The organism is Streptomyces cyaneofuscatus, from assembly GCF_000718135.1.
Classification (GTDB): domain Bacteria; phylum Actinomycetota; class Actinomycetes; order Streptomycetales; family Streptomycetaceae; genus Streptomyces; species Streptomyces cyaneofuscatus.
Genome location: NZ_JOEM01000001.1, coordinates 759,389 through 774,787 on the forward strand (window position 1 = coordinate 759,389; position 15,399 = coordinate 774,787).

At 70.1% G+C, this 15,399-nt stretch carries 11 protein-coding genes; all 11 read right to left on the bottom strand.

Features of this window, described 5'->3' with window-relative positions; translation table 11 throughout:
- Nucleotides 1-7 precede the first annotated feature (7 nt).
- Nucleotides 8-2,056, bottom strand: coding sequence for a DNA helicase RecQ (recQ, locus tag IF17_RS0103705; protein WP_030562059.1), 2,049 nt, complete (start codon nt 2,054-2,056; stop codon nt 8-10).
- A gap of 185 nt (nt 2,057-2,241) precedes the next feature.
- On the bottom strand, nt 2,242-3,906 hold the full coding sequence (gene nuoN, locus IF17_RS0103710; RefSeq protein ID WP_078615775.1) for an NADH-quinone oxidoreductase subunit NuoN: 1,665 nt from the start codon (nt 3,904-3,906) through the stop codon (nt 2,242-2,244).
- The gene (locus IF17_RS0103715) at nt 3,903-5,474 is read right to left on the bottom strand and encodes an NADH-quinone oxidoreductase subunit M (protein WP_030562063.1); all 1,572 of its coding nucleotides are present in this window, start codon (nt 5,472-5,474) and stop codon (nt 3,903-3,905) included. Before IF17_RS0103715 ends, nuoN begins: the two co-directional genes overlap by 4 nt.
- A 4-nt stretch (nt 5,475-5,478) precedes the next feature.
- A complete protein-coding gene (gene nuoL / locus IF17_RS0103720; RefSeq protein WP_030562065.1) occupies nt 5,479-7,374 on the bottom strand; it encodes an NADH-quinone oxidoreductase subunit L in 1,896 nt (631 codons plus the stop codon).
- Nucleotides 7,375-7,387: 13 nt separating this feature from the next.
- Nucleotides 7,388-7,687, bottom strand: coding sequence for an NADH-quinone oxidoreductase subunit NuoK (gene nuoK / locus IF17_RS0103725; RefSeq protein ID WP_018510682.1), 300 nt, complete (start codon nt 7,685-7,687; stop codon nt 7,388-7,390).
- Nucleotides 7,684-8,550 carry an NADH-quinone oxidoreductase subunit J gene (locus tag IF17_RS0103730; protein WP_030562067.1) on the bottom strand — a complete coding sequence of 289 codons (867 nt, stop codon included), beginning with the start codon at nt 8,548-8,550 and terminating at the stop codon, nt 7,684-7,686. The genes nuoK and IF17_RS0103730 overlap by 4 nt, the downstream gene beginning before the upstream one ends.
- Nucleotides 8,547-9,230, bottom strand: a complete 684-nt coding sequence (gene nuoI / locus IF17_RS0103735) for an NADH-quinone oxidoreductase subunit NuoI (protein ID WP_076965610.1) — start codon at nt 9,228-9,230, stop codon at nt 8,547-8,549. Before nuoI ends, IF17_RS0103730 begins: the two co-directional genes overlap by 4 nt.
- The gene (gene nuoH, locus IF17_RS0103740; RefSeq protein ID WP_106980141.1) at nt 9,223-10,623 is read right to left on the bottom strand and encodes an NADH-quinone oxidoreductase subunit NuoH; all 1,401 of its coding nucleotides are present in this window, start codon (nt 10,621-10,623) and stop codon (nt 9,223-9,225) included. Before nuoH ends, nuoI begins: the two co-directional genes overlap by 8 nt.
- Complete coding sequence (locus tag IF17_RS0103745; protein ID WP_030562073.1) at nt 10,623-13,133, bottom strand: NADH-quinone oxidoreductase subunit G; 2,511 nt, start codon at nt 13,131-13,133, stop codon at nt 10,623-10,625. Before IF17_RS0103745 ends, nuoH begins: the two co-directional genes overlap by 1 nt.
- Nucleotides 13,130-14,512 carry an NADH-quinone oxidoreductase subunit NuoF gene (gene nuoF / locus IF17_RS0103750; RefSeq protein WP_179115434.1) on the bottom strand — a complete coding sequence of 461 codons (1,383 nt, stop codon included), beginning with the start codon at nt 14,510-14,512 and terminating at the stop codon, nt 13,130-13,132. Before nuoF ends, IF17_RS0103745 begins: the two co-directional genes overlap by 4 nt.
- Nucleotides 14,509-15,378 carry an NADH-quinone oxidoreductase subunit NuoE gene (gene nuoE, locus IF17_RS0103755; RefSeq protein ID WP_030562078.1) on the bottom strand — a complete coding sequence of 290 codons (870 nt, stop codon included), beginning with the start codon at nt 15,376-15,378 and terminating at the stop codon, nt 14,509-14,511. Before nuoE ends, nuoF begins: the two co-directional genes overlap by 4 nt.
- Between the last annotated feature and the right edge of the window lie 21 nt (nt 15,379-15,399).

Sequence of the window (15,399 nt, forward strand, 5' to 3'; positions counted from 1 at the left end):
CCCCGCCTCACTCGTACTCAGGCGGTTCCTCGTCCCAGGCGAACTCGGGGTCGCCGACCGGCTGGGCCGCCGGGGCGGCGGGGGCCTTCGTGCGGGCCGGGGCCGGGGCCGCCGCGCGGGGCGCGGGGGCCGTCGGGGCGGGAGCCTCCGGAGCGGCCGCCGCCCCGGAGGACGTCTCCGCCAGGACCTCCAGCACACCCTCCCCGTACGTCGCGAGCTTCTTCTCGCCCAGGCCGCTGATACCGCCCAGCTCCGCGAGCGAGGACGGGTGCAGGGTCGCGATCTCCCGCAGCGTCGCATCGTGGAAGATCACGTACGCCGGGACGCCCTGCTCCTTGGCCGTCGCGCCGCGCCAGGCGCGCAGCGCCTCGAAGACCGGGACGGCGGAGGCGGGGAGGTCGGCGACGGCCGCCTTGCCCTTGGCGCCCTTGCCACCCGCCGAGGACGACGAGCGGGTCGTGGGCTTCTTCGGCTCCTTGCGGAGCAGCACCTCGCGCTCGCGGCCGAGGACCGTGGCGCTGTCGTCGGTGAGGACCAGCGTGCCGTACTCCCCCTCCACCGCCAGCAGGCCCTGCGCCAGCAGCTGGCGGACCACGCCGCGCCACTCCGCCTCGGCCAGCTCCTCGCCGATGCCGAAGACGGAGAGCTGGTCGTGGTCGAACTGGATGACCTTGGCGGTTTTGCGGCCGAGCAGGATGTCGATGATCTGGCCCGCGCCGAACTTCTGGTTCCGCTCGCGCTTGAGGCGGACCACCGTGGAGAGCAGCTTCTGCGAGACGACCGTGCCGTCCCAGGTCTCCGGCGGGGCCAGGCAGGTGTCGCAGTTGCCGCAGTTCGCGGCCGTGGGCTCCTGGCCGAAGTAGGTCAGCAGCTGGGACCGGCGGCACTGGACCGTCTCGCAGAGCGCCAGCATCGAGTCCAGGTGGGCGGCGGCCCGGCGGCGGTGGGCCTCGTCGCCCTCGCCGCCCTGGATGAGCTTGCGCTGCTGGACGACGTCCTGGAGTCCGTACGCCATCCAGGCCGTCGACGGCTCCCCGTCCCGGCCCGCTCGGCCCGTCTCCTGGTAGTAGCCCTCGACGGACTTCGGGAGGTCCAGGTGGGCGACGAAGCGGACGTCCGGCTTGTCGATGCCCATGCCGAAGGCGATGGTCGCGACGACGACGAGGCCCTCCTCGCGGAGGAAGCGCGCCTGGTGGGTGGCGCGGGTCGAGGCGTCCAGGCCCGCGTGGTACGGGACGGCGTTGATGCCGTTGCGGGTCAGATACTCCGCGATCTTCTCCGTGGAGGCGCGCGAGAGGCAGTAGACGATGCCCGCGTCCCCCTCGTGCTCCTCCTTGAGGAAGGTGAGGAGCTGCTTCTTCGGGTCGGACTTCGGGACGATCCGGTACTGGATGTTGGGCCGGTCGAAGCTGGCGACGAAGTGCTTCGCGTCCGGCATGCCGAGGCGGCGGGTGATCTCCTGGTGCGTGGCGTCCGTGGCGGTCGCCGTCAGGGCGATGCGCGGGACGTCGGGCCAGCGCTCACCGAGCACGGATAGCGCCAGATAGTCCGGGCGGAAGTCGTGGCCCCACTGGGCGACGCAGTGCGCCTCGTCGATCGCGAAGACAGAGATCTCGCCCCGGGCCAGAAGCGAGAGCGTGGAGTCCAGCCGCAGCCGCTCCGGCGCCAGATAGAGCAGGTCCAGCTCGCCCGCGAGGAACTGCGCCTCCATCGAGCGGCGCTCGTCGAAGTCCTGCGTGGAGTTCATGAAGCCGGCCCGCACACCGAGCGCGCGCAGGGCGTCGACCTGGTCCTGCATGAGGGCGATCAGCGGGGAGACCACGACCCCGGTACCGCGCCTGACCAAGGACGGGATCTGGTAGCAGAGGGACTTTCCGCCACCGGTCGGCATGAGCACGACGGCGTCCCCGCCGGACACCACATGCTCGATGACCGCGCCCTGCTCGCCGCGGAACGCGTCGTATCCGAAGACCCGGTGCAGCGTCCGCTGCGCCTCGGTCTCGGAGGGGTCAGCGGTGTCGGTCCCGTTGCCGGTCACCGTCCCGGTCACATCCATGGTCACGCTTTCCAATGCTCTGTCCCCCGGGGTCCGCGGCCGTCCGGTCCGCAACCCTGCCGTCCGCGCCGTCCGGACCTTGTCCGTCTGCTCTCCGTCCCCGACCACGATAGGCGGCTCCTACGACAACGCCGGACGGTCCTGTGGATAACGGACCGTCCGGCGCTGTTCTGCGGGAGAATCGCCTACCGCACGAAGACCCCCGCCTGGCCCGCCAGGTCCAGGAAGTACTGCGGGGCCAGGCCCAGCACCAGCGTGACCGCCACACCCACCGCGATCGTCGTCATCGTCAGCGGGGACGGGACGGCGACCGTGGGGCCGTCCGCCTTCGGCTCGCTGAAGAACATCAGGACGATCACGCGGATGTAGAAGAAGGCCGCGATCGCCGACGAGATCACGCCGACCACGACCAGCGCGCCCGCGCCGCTCTCCGCCGCCGCCTTGAAGACGGCGAACTTGCCGGAGAAGCCCGAGGTGAGCGGGATCCCGGCGAAGGCCAGCAGGAAGACCGCGAAGACCGCCGCGGTCAGCGGCGAGCGGCGGCCGAGCCCGGCCCACTTCGACAGGTGCGTGGCCTCGCCGCCCGCGTCCCGTACCAGCGTGACGACCGCGAACGCGCCGACCGTCACGAAGGAGTACGCGCCCAGGTAGAAGAGGACCGAGGAGACCCCCTCCGGGCTGGTCGCGATGACACCGGCGAGGATGAAGCCCGCGTGCGCGATCGAGGAGTAGGCCAGCAGTCGCTTGATGTCGGTCTGGGTGATCGCGACGATCGCCCCGCCCAGCATCGTGATGATGGCCACCGCCCACAGCACCGGCCGCAGGTCCCAGGTGAGCCCGGGGAGCACCACGTACAGCAGGCGCAGCAGCGCGCCGAACGCGGCGACCTTGGTGGCGGCGGCCATGAAGCCGGTCACCGGGGTCGGGGCGCCCTGGTAGACGTCCGGGGTCCACATGTGGAACGGGACGGCGCCGACCTTGAAGAGCAGGCCGACCAGGATCAGCGCGCCGCCGATGAGCAGCAGCGCGTCGTTGCCCATGGTGCCGGCGAGGGCGGGGTCGATCTCCAGGACCGAGCCGTCGACGACGTTGGCGATGGTGGCGTACGAGAGGGAGCCCGCGTAGCCGTAGAGGAGGGCGATCCCGAAGAGCAGGAACGCCGAGGAGAACGCGCCGAGCAGGAAGTACTTCACGGCCGCCTCCTGCGACATCAGCCGCTTGCGGCGGGCGACGGCGCAGAGGAGGTACAGCGGGAGCGAGAAGACTTCCAGCGCGATGAAGAGGGTCAGCAGGTCGTTGGCGGCGGGGAAGACGAGCATGCCCGCCACCGAGAACAGGACCAGCGGGAAGACCTCGGTGGTGGCGAAGCCCGCGCGGACGGCGGCCTTCTCGGCGTCGCTGCCGGGGACCGTACCGGCCTGGGCGGCGAAGGAGTCGACCCGGTTGCCGTGGGCGGTGGGGTCGAGCCGCCGTTCGGCGAAGGTGAAGACGGCCACCACGGAGACCAGGAGAATGGTCCCCTGGAGGAACAGGGTGGGGCCGTCGATCGCGATGGCGCCCATGGCCGCGATCTGGGCCTTCGTGGTGGCGTATCCGCCGGCCGCGAGGGACACCACGGCGGCGAACGCGGCGGCCAGCGCCACCACGGTCAGCAGGAGCTGGGCGTGGTAGCGGGCCTTACGCGGGACGAAGGCCTCCACCAGGATGCCCAGGACGGCGCCGATCACGATGATCAGGACCGGCGCGAGCTGGGCGTACTCGATCGTGGGCGCCGTGAAGCGGTCCCCCGGGGCTGCGGATGTCACCCCGCTCGCCGTCGTCCACAGGCTGTGGACAGCTGTTGCGCTCACTTGGCGGCCTCCACCTCGGGCTGGGGGTCCTTCTTCTGTACGTCGGACATCGTGTGCTTGACCGCCGGGTTGACGACCTCGGTGAGCGGCTTCGGGAAGACGCCCAGGAGGAGCAGGAGCGCAATCAGCGGTACGGCGACCACCAGCTCACGCGCCTTGAGGTCGGGCATGGTGCGGACCGACTCGGCGACCGGGCCGGTCATCGTCCGTTGGTAGAGGACGAGGACGTAGATCGCGGCGAGCACGATGCCGGAGGTGGCGATGATTCCGGCCACCGGATAGGCGCTGAACGTGCCGACGAGGACCAGGAACTCACTGACGAACGGGGCGAGCCCCGGCAGCGACAGCGTCGCCAGACCGCCGATGAGGAAGGTGCCCGCCAGGACGGGGGCGACCTTCTGCACCCCGCCGTAGTCCGCGATGAGCCGCGAGCCGCGCCGGGTGATGAGGAATCCGGCGACCAGCAGCAGCGCGGCCGTCGAGATGCCGTGGTTGACCATGTAGAGCGTGGCGCCCGACTGGCCCTGGCTGGTCATCGCGAAGATACCGAGGATGATGAAGCCGAAGTGCGAGATCGAGGCGTAGGCGATGAGCCGCTTGATGTCGCGCTGGCCGACCGCGAGGAGCGCTCCGTAGACGATGGAGACGAGCGCCAGGGCGATGACGACCGGGGTCGCCCACTTGCTGGCCTCCGGGAAGAGCCCGAGGCAGAAGCGGAGCATCGCGAAGGTGCCGACCTTGTCGACGATCGCGGTGATGAGCACGGCGACCGGTGCGGTCGCCTCGCCCATCGCGTTGGGCAGCCAGGTGTGCAGCGGCCAGAGCGGGGCCTTGATCGCGAAGGCGAGGAAGAACCCGAGGAAGAGCCACCGCTCGGTGGAGGTCGCCATCTCCAGGGTGCCGTCGGCCCGGGCCGCCGCGATCTCGGAGAGCGAGAAGCTGCCCGCGACCACGTACAGCCCGATGACGGCGGCCAGCATGATCAGGCCGCCAGCCAGGTTGTAGAGCAGGAACTTGACCGCCGCGTACGAGCGTTGCTTCGCGGCGTTCTCGTCGCTGCCCGCGTGGGCCCGGTCCCCGAAACCGCCGATGAGGAAGTACATCGGGATGAGCATGGCTTCGAACAGGATGTAGAAGAGGAAGACGTCGGTCGCGAGGAACGACAGGATCACCATGGCCTCGACCATGAGGATCAGCGCGAAGAAGCCCTGGGTGGGGCGCCAGCGCGAGGACTTCGTCTCCAGGGGGTCGGCGTCGTGCCAGCCGGCCACGATGACGAACGGGATCAGCAGCGCGGTGAGCCCGAGGAGGGCTACCCCGATGCCGTCCACGCCCAGTTCGTACCGGACGCCGAAGTCGGCGATCCAGGCCTTGGACTCGGTCAGTTGGTAGCGGTCGCCGCCCGGTTCGAAGCGGGCGAAGACGACGCCCGCCAGGACGAGCGTGCCCAGCGAGAAGAACAGCGCGACCCACTTGGCCACGGTGCGCTGTGCGGCGGGGACGGCGGCGGTGGCGATGGCTCCGATGGCCGGGAGCGCCGCCGTCGCGGTCAGGAGGGGAAAGGACATGTGATCAGACCGCCCTCATCAGCAGGGTCGCGGCGATGACGACCGCCGCACCGCCGAACATCGAGACCGCGTAGGAGCGGGCGTAGCCGTTCTGCAGCTTGCGCAGCCGGCCGGAGAGCCCGCCGACCGACGCGGCCGTGCCGTTGACGACGCCGTCGACCAGGGAGTGGTCGACGTAGACGAGCGAGCGGGTGAGGTGCTCGCCGCCGCGGACCAGGACCACGTGGTTGAAGTCGTCCTGGAGCAGGTCGCGGCGGGCCGCCCGGGTGAGCAGCGAGCCGCGCGGGGCCACGGCCGGCACCGGCTTGCGCCCGTACATCCCCCAGGCGACCGCGACGCCGATGACCAGGGCCACGACGGTGGCTCCGGTGACGGTGGCCACGCTCAGCGGGGAGTGGCCGTGGTCGTAACCGGTGACCGGCTCCAGCCAGTTGACGAAGCGGTCTCCGATGGCGAAGAAGCCACCGGCGAAGACCGATCCGACGGCCAGCACGATCATCGGGACCGTCATGGACTTCGGGGACTCGTGCGGGTGCGGCTCACGGCCCTCCGCGTCGGGCTGCCAGCGCTTCTCGCCGAAGAAGGTCATCAGCATCACGCGCGTCATGTAGAACGCGGTGATCGCGGCGCCCAGCAGGGCGACGGAGCCGAAGATCCAGCCCTCGGTGCCGCCCTTGGCGAAGGCCGCCTCGATGATCTTGTCCTTGGAGAAGAAGCCGGAGAGGCCCGGGAAGCCGATGATGGCGAGATAGCCGAGGCCGAAGGTGATGAAGGTGACCGGCATGTACTTCCGCAGGCCGCCGTACTTGCGCATGTCGACCTCGTCGTTCATGCCGTGCATCACCGAACCGGCCCCCAGGAAGAGCCCGGCCTTGAAGAAGCCGTGCGTCACCAGGTGCATGATCGCGAAGGCGTACCCGATCGGGCCGAGTCCCGCGGCGAGGATCATGTAGCCGATCTGCGACATCGTGGAGCCCGCGAGCGCCTTCTTGATGTCGTCCTTGGCGCAACCGACGATCGCACCGAAGATCAGCGTGACCGCGCCGACGATGGCGACGACCAGCTGGGCGTCCGGGGCGCCGTTGAAGATGGCGCCGGAGCGGACGATGAGATAGACACCGGCGGTGACCATGGTCGCGGCGTGGATGAGGGCGGAGACCGGGGTCGGGCCCTCCATCGCGTCACCGAGCCAGGACTGGAGCGGCACCTGGGCCGACTTGCCGCACGCGGCGAGCAGCAGCATCAGGCCGATCGCCGTCAGCTTGCCCTCACTGGTGTCACCGGTCGCCTCGAGCACCGGCCCGAAGGCGAAGGTGCCGAAGGTGGTGAACATCAGCATGATGGCGATCGAAAGACCCACGTCACCGACGCGGTTGACCAGGAACGCCTTCTTCGCGGCGGTGGCCGCGCTGGGCTTGTGCTGCCAGAAGCCGATGAGCAGGTACGACGCCAGACCGACGCCCTCCCACCCGACGTACAGCAGCAGGTAGTTGTCGGCGATGACCAGGATCAGCATCGCCGCGAGGAACAGGTTGAGATAGCCGAAGAAACGGCGCCTGCGCTCGTCGTGCTCCATGTAGCCGATGGAGTAGATGTGGATCAGCGTGCCCACACCGGTGATGAGCAGGACGAACGTCATCGACAGCTGGTCGAGCTGGAAGGCGATGTCGGCCTGGAAGCCCTCCACCGGAATCCAGCTGAACAGGTGCTGGTGCAGGGCCCGGTCCTCGGCGCCCTTCCCCAGCATGTCGGCGAAGAGGACGACGCCGATGACGAACGAGGCGGCGGCGAGCACGGTGCCGAGCCAGTGCCCGGTCTTGTCCAGCCGCCGGCCGCCGCAGAGCAGGACCGCCGCTCCGAGCAGGGGCGCCGCGACGAGCAGCGCGATCAGGTTCTCCACGATTCCGGTCCCCTTACAGCTTCATCAGGCTGGCGTCGTCGACCGAGGCCGAGTGGCGGGAGCGGAACAACGACACGATGATCGCGAGCCCGACGACGACTTCCGCGGCGGCGACGACCATCACGAAGAACGCGACGATCTGTCCGTCGAGGTTTCCGTGCATCCGGGAGAACGTGACGAGCGCCAGGTTGCACGCGTTGAGCATCAGCTCGACGCACATGAACAGCACGATCACGTTCCGCCGGATCAGCACCCCGGAGGCGCCGATCGCGAACAGCAGGGCCGCGAGGTAGAGATAGTTGACCGGGTTCACTTGGCGGCCTCCGAATTCTCCGCCGCGGAGGCGGGGTTCGCCCCGCGTGCCACGGCGTCCGCGTCCTCACGTCCGAGCCGCTCGCCGGAGCGCTGCTCCAGCGCCTTGAGATCGGCGAGGGCCTCCTGGGAGACATCGCGGATCTGGCCCCGGTCGCGCAGCGTCTTCATGACGGTCAGGTCGGACGGGGTGCCGTCGGGCAGCAGACCGGCGATGTCCACCGCGTTGTGCCGGGCGTAGACACCGGGGGCGGGCAGCGGCGGGAGGTGCTTGCCGCGCACGCGCTCCTCGGACATCTCCCGCTGGGTCTTGGCCCGTTCGGTGCGCTCGCGGTGCGTGAGCACCATCGCCCCGACGGTCGCGGTGATCAGCAGGGCGCCGGTGATCTCGAAGGCGAAGACGTACTTCGTGAAGATGAGGTTGGCGAGCCCCTCCACGTTCCCGCCGTGCAGGGCGTTGGCGGCGCCGAGCCCGTTGAAGGAGGACAGCGACGCGTTGCCGATGCCCCCGATCAGCAGGATGCCGAAGCCCAGCCCGCAGCCGACGGCCAGCCAGCGCTGCCCCTTGAGGGTCTCCTTGAGGGAGTCCGCCGCGGTGACGCCGACGAGCATCACGACGAAGAGGAAGAGCATCATGATCGCGCCGGTGTAGACGATGATCTGGACGATGCCGAGGAAATAGGCGCCGTTGGCGAGGTAGAAGACGGCCAGGACGACCATGGTCCCGGCGAGTGACAGGGCGCTGTGCACGGACTTCTTCAGCAGGATCGTGGAGAAGGCGCCGATCACGGCGACGGTCCCCAGGATCCAGAACTGGACGGCCTCACCGGTGGAGGTGGTGGCGGCCGCGGCGATCACGTTCATGCGCCCGCCCCCCTGCCCTGCTGTGCCCCGGCGGATCCCGCGGGCTCGTCGGACTTGGGCTGCTCGCCCTTGGAGAGCGCCGGCTGCGGCACCGTACCCGGAGCGGCCTCGGTGACCAGGCCCCGGTAGTAGTCCTGTTCGTCCATGCCCGGGAAGATCGCGTGCGGGCTGTCGACCATGCCGTCCTCCAGGCCCGCGAGCAGCTCGTCCTTGGTGTAGATGAGGCTCTCGCGGGTGGTGTTGGCCAGCTCGAACTCGTTCGTCATCGTGAGCGCCCGGGTGGGGCAGGCCTCGATGCAGAGTCCGCAGAGGATGCAGCGCGCGTAGTTGATCTGGTAGACGCGGCCGTAGCGCTCGCCCGGGGAGTAGCGCTCCTCCTCGGTGTTGTCCGCGCCCTCCACGTAGATGGCGTCCGCCGGACACGCCCAGGCGCACAGCTCGCAGCCGACGCACTTCTCCAGGCCGTCCGGGTGGCGGTTGAGCTGGTGGCGGCCGTGGAAGCGGGGCGCCGTCACCTTCGGCGTCTCCGGGTACTGCTCGGTGAGCCGCTTCTTGAACATGGCCTTGAAGGTCACGCCGAAGCCGGCCACGGGATTCTGGAACTTCTCCGCCGCCGCTCCCGATTCGCCCGAGGACCCAGCGGATCCCGATGAGCCCGTGAGCTCTGGTTTCTCAGACACCGCCGGCCTCCTTTCCGTCACTCGCGTTTCCGTCACTCTGAGTATCGGGCCCACCACTGACAACGAGCTCCCGCTCGCGCCTCGGTACGCGCCTGGGCACCGGTGGCAGGCTCTGTCCGGGCAGCGGTGGCACCGGGAATCCGCCCGCCATCGGGTCGAACGCGGGCTCCGGTCCGGCCTCCGCCTCCTGGGCCCTGACCCTGCGGTCGCGGAACATGTCCACGACCAGGGAGATCAGCAGGATGGCGAGCACCGCCCCGCCGACGTACAGCACGATCCGGGAGAAGTCGTAGCCCTCGTTCCGCAGCGCGCGGACGGTGGCGACGAGCATCAGCCAGCCCACGGAGACCGGGATCAGGACCTTCCAGCCGAGCTTCATCAGCTGGTCGTAGCGGACGCGTGGCAGGGTGCCGCGCAGCCAGATGAAGAAGAAGATCAGCGCCTGGAGCTTGAGGAAGAACCAGAGCATCGGCCACCAGCCGTGGTTCGCCCCCTCCCAGAACGCGGAGATCGGGTACGGGGCCCTCCAGCCGCCGAGGAACAGCGTCACCGCGATCATCGACACGGTCACCATGTGGATGTACTCGGCGAGCATGAACATCGCGAACTTGATGGAGCTGTACTCGGTGTTGAAGCCGCCGACCAGGTCACCCTCGGACTCCGGCATGTCGAACGGGGCCCGGCTGGCCTCCCCGACCATCGTCACCATGTAGATGAGGAAGGACATCGGGAGCAGGATGATGTACCACCGGTCGCCCTGTGCCTCCACGATGGTGGAGGTCGACATCGACCCGGAGTAGAGGAAGACCGAGGCGAAAGCGGCGCCCATCGCGATCTCGTAACTGATCATCTGGGCGCACGAGCGGATCCCGCCGAGCAGCGGGTACGTGGAGCCGGAGGACCAGCCGCCGAGGACGAACCCGTACACCCCGACCGCGCCGACGGCGAGGATGTAGAGCGCGGCGATCGGCAGGTCGGTGAGCTGCATCGTCGTACGGGTGCCGAAGATCGAGACCTCGTTGCCCGCAGGCCCGAAGGGGATGACCGCGACCGCCATGAAGGCGGGGATCGCCGCGAGGATCGGCGCGAGGACGTAGACCGCCTTGTCCGCGCGCTTGACGATGACGTCTTCCTTCAGCATCAGTTTGACGCCGTCGGCGAGCGACTGGAGCAGTCCCCAGGGGCCGTGCCGGTTGGGGCCGATGCGCAGCTGCATCCAGGCGACGACCTTGCGCTCCCACACGATGGAGAAGAGCACGATCAGCATCAGGAACGCGAAGCAGAAGACCGCCTTGAGCAGCACCAGCCACCAGGGGTCGGTGCCGAACATCGAGAGATCCTCGGCGGCGATGACGGCACCCTGGGGTGCCGTGGTGAGTGCGGTGAGGCCCATCACGCTCGTACCTCCGACGGTTCTACGGGAGCGTCCGGCGCGGCGGCCGGGCCGATCCGGACCAGGCCACCGGGGTTGGCGCCGGTGTCGGCGGGGATGCCGCGTCCCACCGAGTTCAGCGGCACCCAGACCACGCGGTCCGGCATGTCGGTGACCTGGAGGGGCAGTTCGACGGTGCCTGCGGGGCCGGTGACGGCGAGCGGGTCGCCGTCCTTGACGCCGGTCTCGGCCGCCGTGGTGGCGGAGAGCCGGGCGACGGCGGCGTGCCGGGTCCCGGCGAGCGCGGTGTCGCCCTCCTGGAGCCGGCCGAGGTCGAGCAGCATCCGGTGGCCCGCGAGGACCGCCTCGCCGTCGCCGGGCCGCGGCAGCGGCTGCGCCGCCTCGCGCGGGTCGTCCGCGTGGCCGCCGTCCCAGCCGCCGAGCCGGTCCAGCTCGCGGCGGGCGGCGGTCAGGTCCGGCAGCGCGAAGTGCACGTCCATGGCGTCGGCCAGCATGTGCAGCACCCGGGAGTCGACCGGCGCGAGGGTCCGGGGCATCTGCTCCGGCTTCAGCGCGGCCTGGAACATCCGGACCCGGCCCTCCCAGTTGAGGAAGGTGCCGGACTTCTCCGCGACGGCGGCGACCGGGAAGACCACGTCCGCCCGGGCGGTCACCTCGCTCGGCCGCAGCTCCAGCGAGACCAGGAACCCGACCTCGTCCAGCGCCTTCAGCGCCCGCGCCGGGTCGGGCAGGTCCTCGACGCCGACCCCGGCGACGAGCAGCGCGCCCAGTTCACCGGTGGCCGCGGCCTCGATGATCTGGCCGGTGTCGCGGCCGTGGCGGGCGGGCAGTTCGGCGACGCGCCAGACGGCGGCCACCTCGTCCCGGGCCCGCGGGTCGGTGGCCGGGCGGCCGCCGGGCAGCAGGGTCGGGAGCGCGCCCGTCTCGACCGCGCCCCGGTCGCCCGCCCGGCGCGGAATCCACACCAGGCGTGCGCCGGTCGCGGCAGCCGTACGAATCGCGGCAGAGAGTGCGCCGGGCACCCCCGCGAGCCGCTCACCGACGATGATCAGGGAGTGCTCACCGCGCAACGCCTCGGCGGCGGCAGCCCCTTCGGCCTCCAGGCCGACCCCGCCCGCGAGCGCGTCCAGCCACTCGGTCTCGGTGCCGGGGGCGGCGGGCAGCAGCGTGCCGCCCGCCTTCACCAGGCCGCGCGTGGCGTGCGAGGCGAGGGCGAAGGTCTTCTGGCCGCTCTTGCGGTGGGCCTTGCGCAGCCGCAGGAAGACGCCGGGGGCCTCCTCCTCGGACTCGAACCCGACGAGGAGGACCGCGGGGGCCTTCTCCAGCGCGGTGTACGTGACCCCCTCGCCGTCCAGGTCCCGGCCGCGTCCGGCGACGCGGGCGGCCAGGAAGTCGGCCTCCTCGGCGCTGTGGACCCGGGAGCGGAAGTCGATGTCGTTGGTGTCGAGGGCGACCCGGGCGAACTTGCTGTACGCGTAGGAGTCCTCGACGGTCAGCCGGCCACCGGTCAGGACGCCTGCGCGCCCCCGGGCGGCGAGGAGTCCGGCCGCCGCGGCTTCCAGCGCCTCGGGCCAGCTCGCCGGCTCCAGGACACCGTCGGCGTTGCGGACCAGCGGGGTGGTGAGCCGGTCGCGCTGCTGGGCGTAGCGGAAGCCGAACCTCCCCTTGTCGCAGATCCACTCCTCGTTGACCTCGGGCTCGTTGGCCGCGAGGCGTCGCATGACCTTGCCGCGCCGGTGATCGGTGCGCATCCCGCAGCCGCCGGAGCACTGCTCGCACACCGAGGGGGTGGAGACCAGGTCGAAGGGGCGGGAGCGAAAGCGGTACGCCGCCGAGGTCAGCGCGCCGACCGGGCAGATCTGGATGGTGTTGCCGGAGAAGTACGACTCGAAGGGGTCGCCCTCGCCGGTGCCGACCTGCTGGAGGGCGCCGCGCTCGATCAGCTCGATCATCGGGTCGCCCGCCACCTGGTTGGAGAACCGGGTGCAGCGCGCGCAGAGCACGCACCGCTCACGGTCCAGCAGCACCTGGGTGGAGATCGGGACGGGCTTCTCGAAGGTCCGCTTCTTGCCGTCGAAGCGGGAGTCGGCGCCGCCGTGCGACATCGCCTGGTTCTGGAGCGGGCACTCGCCGCCCTTGTCGCAGACCGGGCAGTCCAGCGGGTGGTTGATCAGCAGCAGCTCCATCACGCCCTTCTGCGCCTTCTCGGCGACAGGAGAGGTGATCTGCGACTTGACGACCATGCCGTCGGTGCAGGTGATGGTGCAGGAGGCCATCGGCTTGCGCTGGCCCTCGACCTCGACGATGCACTGGCGGCAGGCGCCGGCCGGGTCGAGGAGCGGGTGGTCGCAGAAGCGCGGGATCTCGATGCCGAGGAGTTCGGCGGCCCGGATGACCAGGGTCCCCTTGGGGACGCTGATCTCGATGCCGTCGATGGTCAGCGTGACCAGGTCCTCGGGCGGGATGGCCGCCTCGCCGCCCCCGGAGGGCGCACTCGTGGTGACTGTCATGCGTTCACCCCCCGGTGAGCGTTCTTGCCGTCGGTGTTCTTGTCGTCGGCCCAGGCCGTGGATTTCGCGGGGTCGAAGGGGCAGCCCTTGCCCGTGATGTGCTGTTCGTACTCCTCGCGGAAGTACTTGAGCGAGGAGAAGATCGGCGAGGCGGCGCCGTCGCCGAGCGCGCAGAACGACTTGCCGTTGATGTTGTCGGCGATGTCGTTCAGCTTGTCCAGGTCGGCCATCTGGCCCTTGCCCGCCTCGATGTCACGGAGCAACTGGACCAGCCAGTAGGTCCCTTCGCGGCAGGGCGTGCACTTGCCGCAGGACTCGTGGGCGTAGAACTCGGTCCAGCGGGTGACGGCCCGCACGACGCAGGTCGTCTCGTCGAAGCACTGGAGCGCCTTGGTGCCGAGCATGGACCCGGCGGCGCCGACGCCCTCGTAGTCGAGGGGGACGTCGAGGTGCTCGTCGGTGAACATCGGGGTGGAGGAGCCGCCCGGGGTCCAGAACTTGAGCCGGTGACCGGCCCGCATCCCGCCGCTCATGTCGAGGAGCTGACGGAGCGTGATGCCGAGCGGGGCCTCGTACTGGCCGGGGCTGGTGACATGGCCGCTGAGCGAGTAGAGCGTGAAGCCCGGGGACTTCTCGCTGCCCATCGACTTGAACCAGTCCTTGCCCCGGTTCAGGATCGCGGGAACCGAGGCGATGGACTCGACGTTGTTCACCACAGTGGGGCAGGCGTACAGACCGGCGACCGCGGGGAAAGGGGGTCGCAGCCGGGGCTGTCCACGCCGTCCTTCGAGAGAGTCGAGCAGCGCGGTTTCCTCACCACAGATGTACGCGCCGGCACCTGCGTGCACCGTGAGTTCCAGATCGAGCCCTGAGCCCAGGACGTTCGTCCCCAGATAACCCGCCTCGTACGCCTCTCGTACGGCCTCGTGCAGTCGTCGCAGCACGGGGACGACCTCACCGCGCAGATAGATGAACGCGTGCGACGAACGGATCGCGTAACAGGCGATCACGATGCCCTCGATGAGGCTGTGCGGGTTCGCGAAGAGGAGCGGGATGTCCTTGCAGGTCCCCGGCTCCGACTCGTCGGCGTTGACAACTAGATAGTGCGGTTTTCCATCGCCCTGCGGGATGAACTGCCACTTCATCCCGGTGGGGAAGCCGGCGCCGCCGCGTCCGCGCAGACCGGAGTCCTTGACGTACGCGATGAGGTCGTCGGGCGACATGGCGAGCGCCTTGCGCAGCCCCTCGTACCCCTCGTGGCGGCGGTAGGTCTCCAGGGTCCAGGACTCGGGCTGGTCCCAGAAGGAGGAGAGGACGGGGGCGAGCAGCTTCTCGGGGCTCGTCCCGTTGTGGTCGATCTCGGCGGCCAAGGTCATCACTCCCCCTCCTCGGCTGCGGGCCCGGCCGGGAACTCCGGGTCGGAGGCCGAGGTCTGCTGCGGTGCGTCGTGCGAGCTGAGGCGCTCGGCCGGCGACGGATCGTGGACCTGTGCGTCGTGCGGCTGTGCGTCGTGCGACGGTGCGTCCTCGCGCTGCCCGCCTCCCGGCTGTCCGTCACGCGGGGAGACGACCCGTGCCTTCGGCAGGGCCTCGCCCTTGGCGAGCTTGAGCCCGATCAGGGAGGCGGGGCCCGCGCCGCCGGTGGCCTCGACGGCGCCGGGGCGCTCGTCGGGGAAGCCCGCCAGGATGCGGGCGGTCTCCTTGTAGGAGCAGAGCGGGGCGCCGCGGGTTGGCTCGACGGTCCGCCCGGCGATCAGGTCGTCGACGAGCTGCGTGGCGCTCTCGGGCGTCTGGTTGTCGAAGAACTCCCAGTTCACCATCACCACGGGTGCGAAGTCGCAGGCGGCGTTGCACTCGATGTGTTCGAGGGTGACCTTGCCGTCGTCGGTCGTCTCGTTGTTGCCGACGCCGAGGTGCTCCTTGAGCGTGTCGAAGATGGCGTCGCCGCCCATGACCGCGCACAGGGTGTTGGTGCAGACCCCGACCTGGTAGTCGCCGCTCGGCTTGCGCCGGTACATGGAGTAGAAGGTCGCGACGGCCGTGACCTCGGCGGTGGTGAGGTCGAGGGTCTCGGCGCAGAAGGCCATCCCCGTACGGGAGACGTACCCCTCCTCGGACTGGACGAGGTGGAGCAGCGGCAGCAGGGCGGAGCGGCTTCCCGGGTAGCGGGCGATCACCTCCTTCGCGTCCGCGTCGAGCCGGGCGCGCACGTCGGCCGGGTAGGCGGGGGCGGGGAGCTGCGGCATCCCCAGACTGACCTCTTGGTT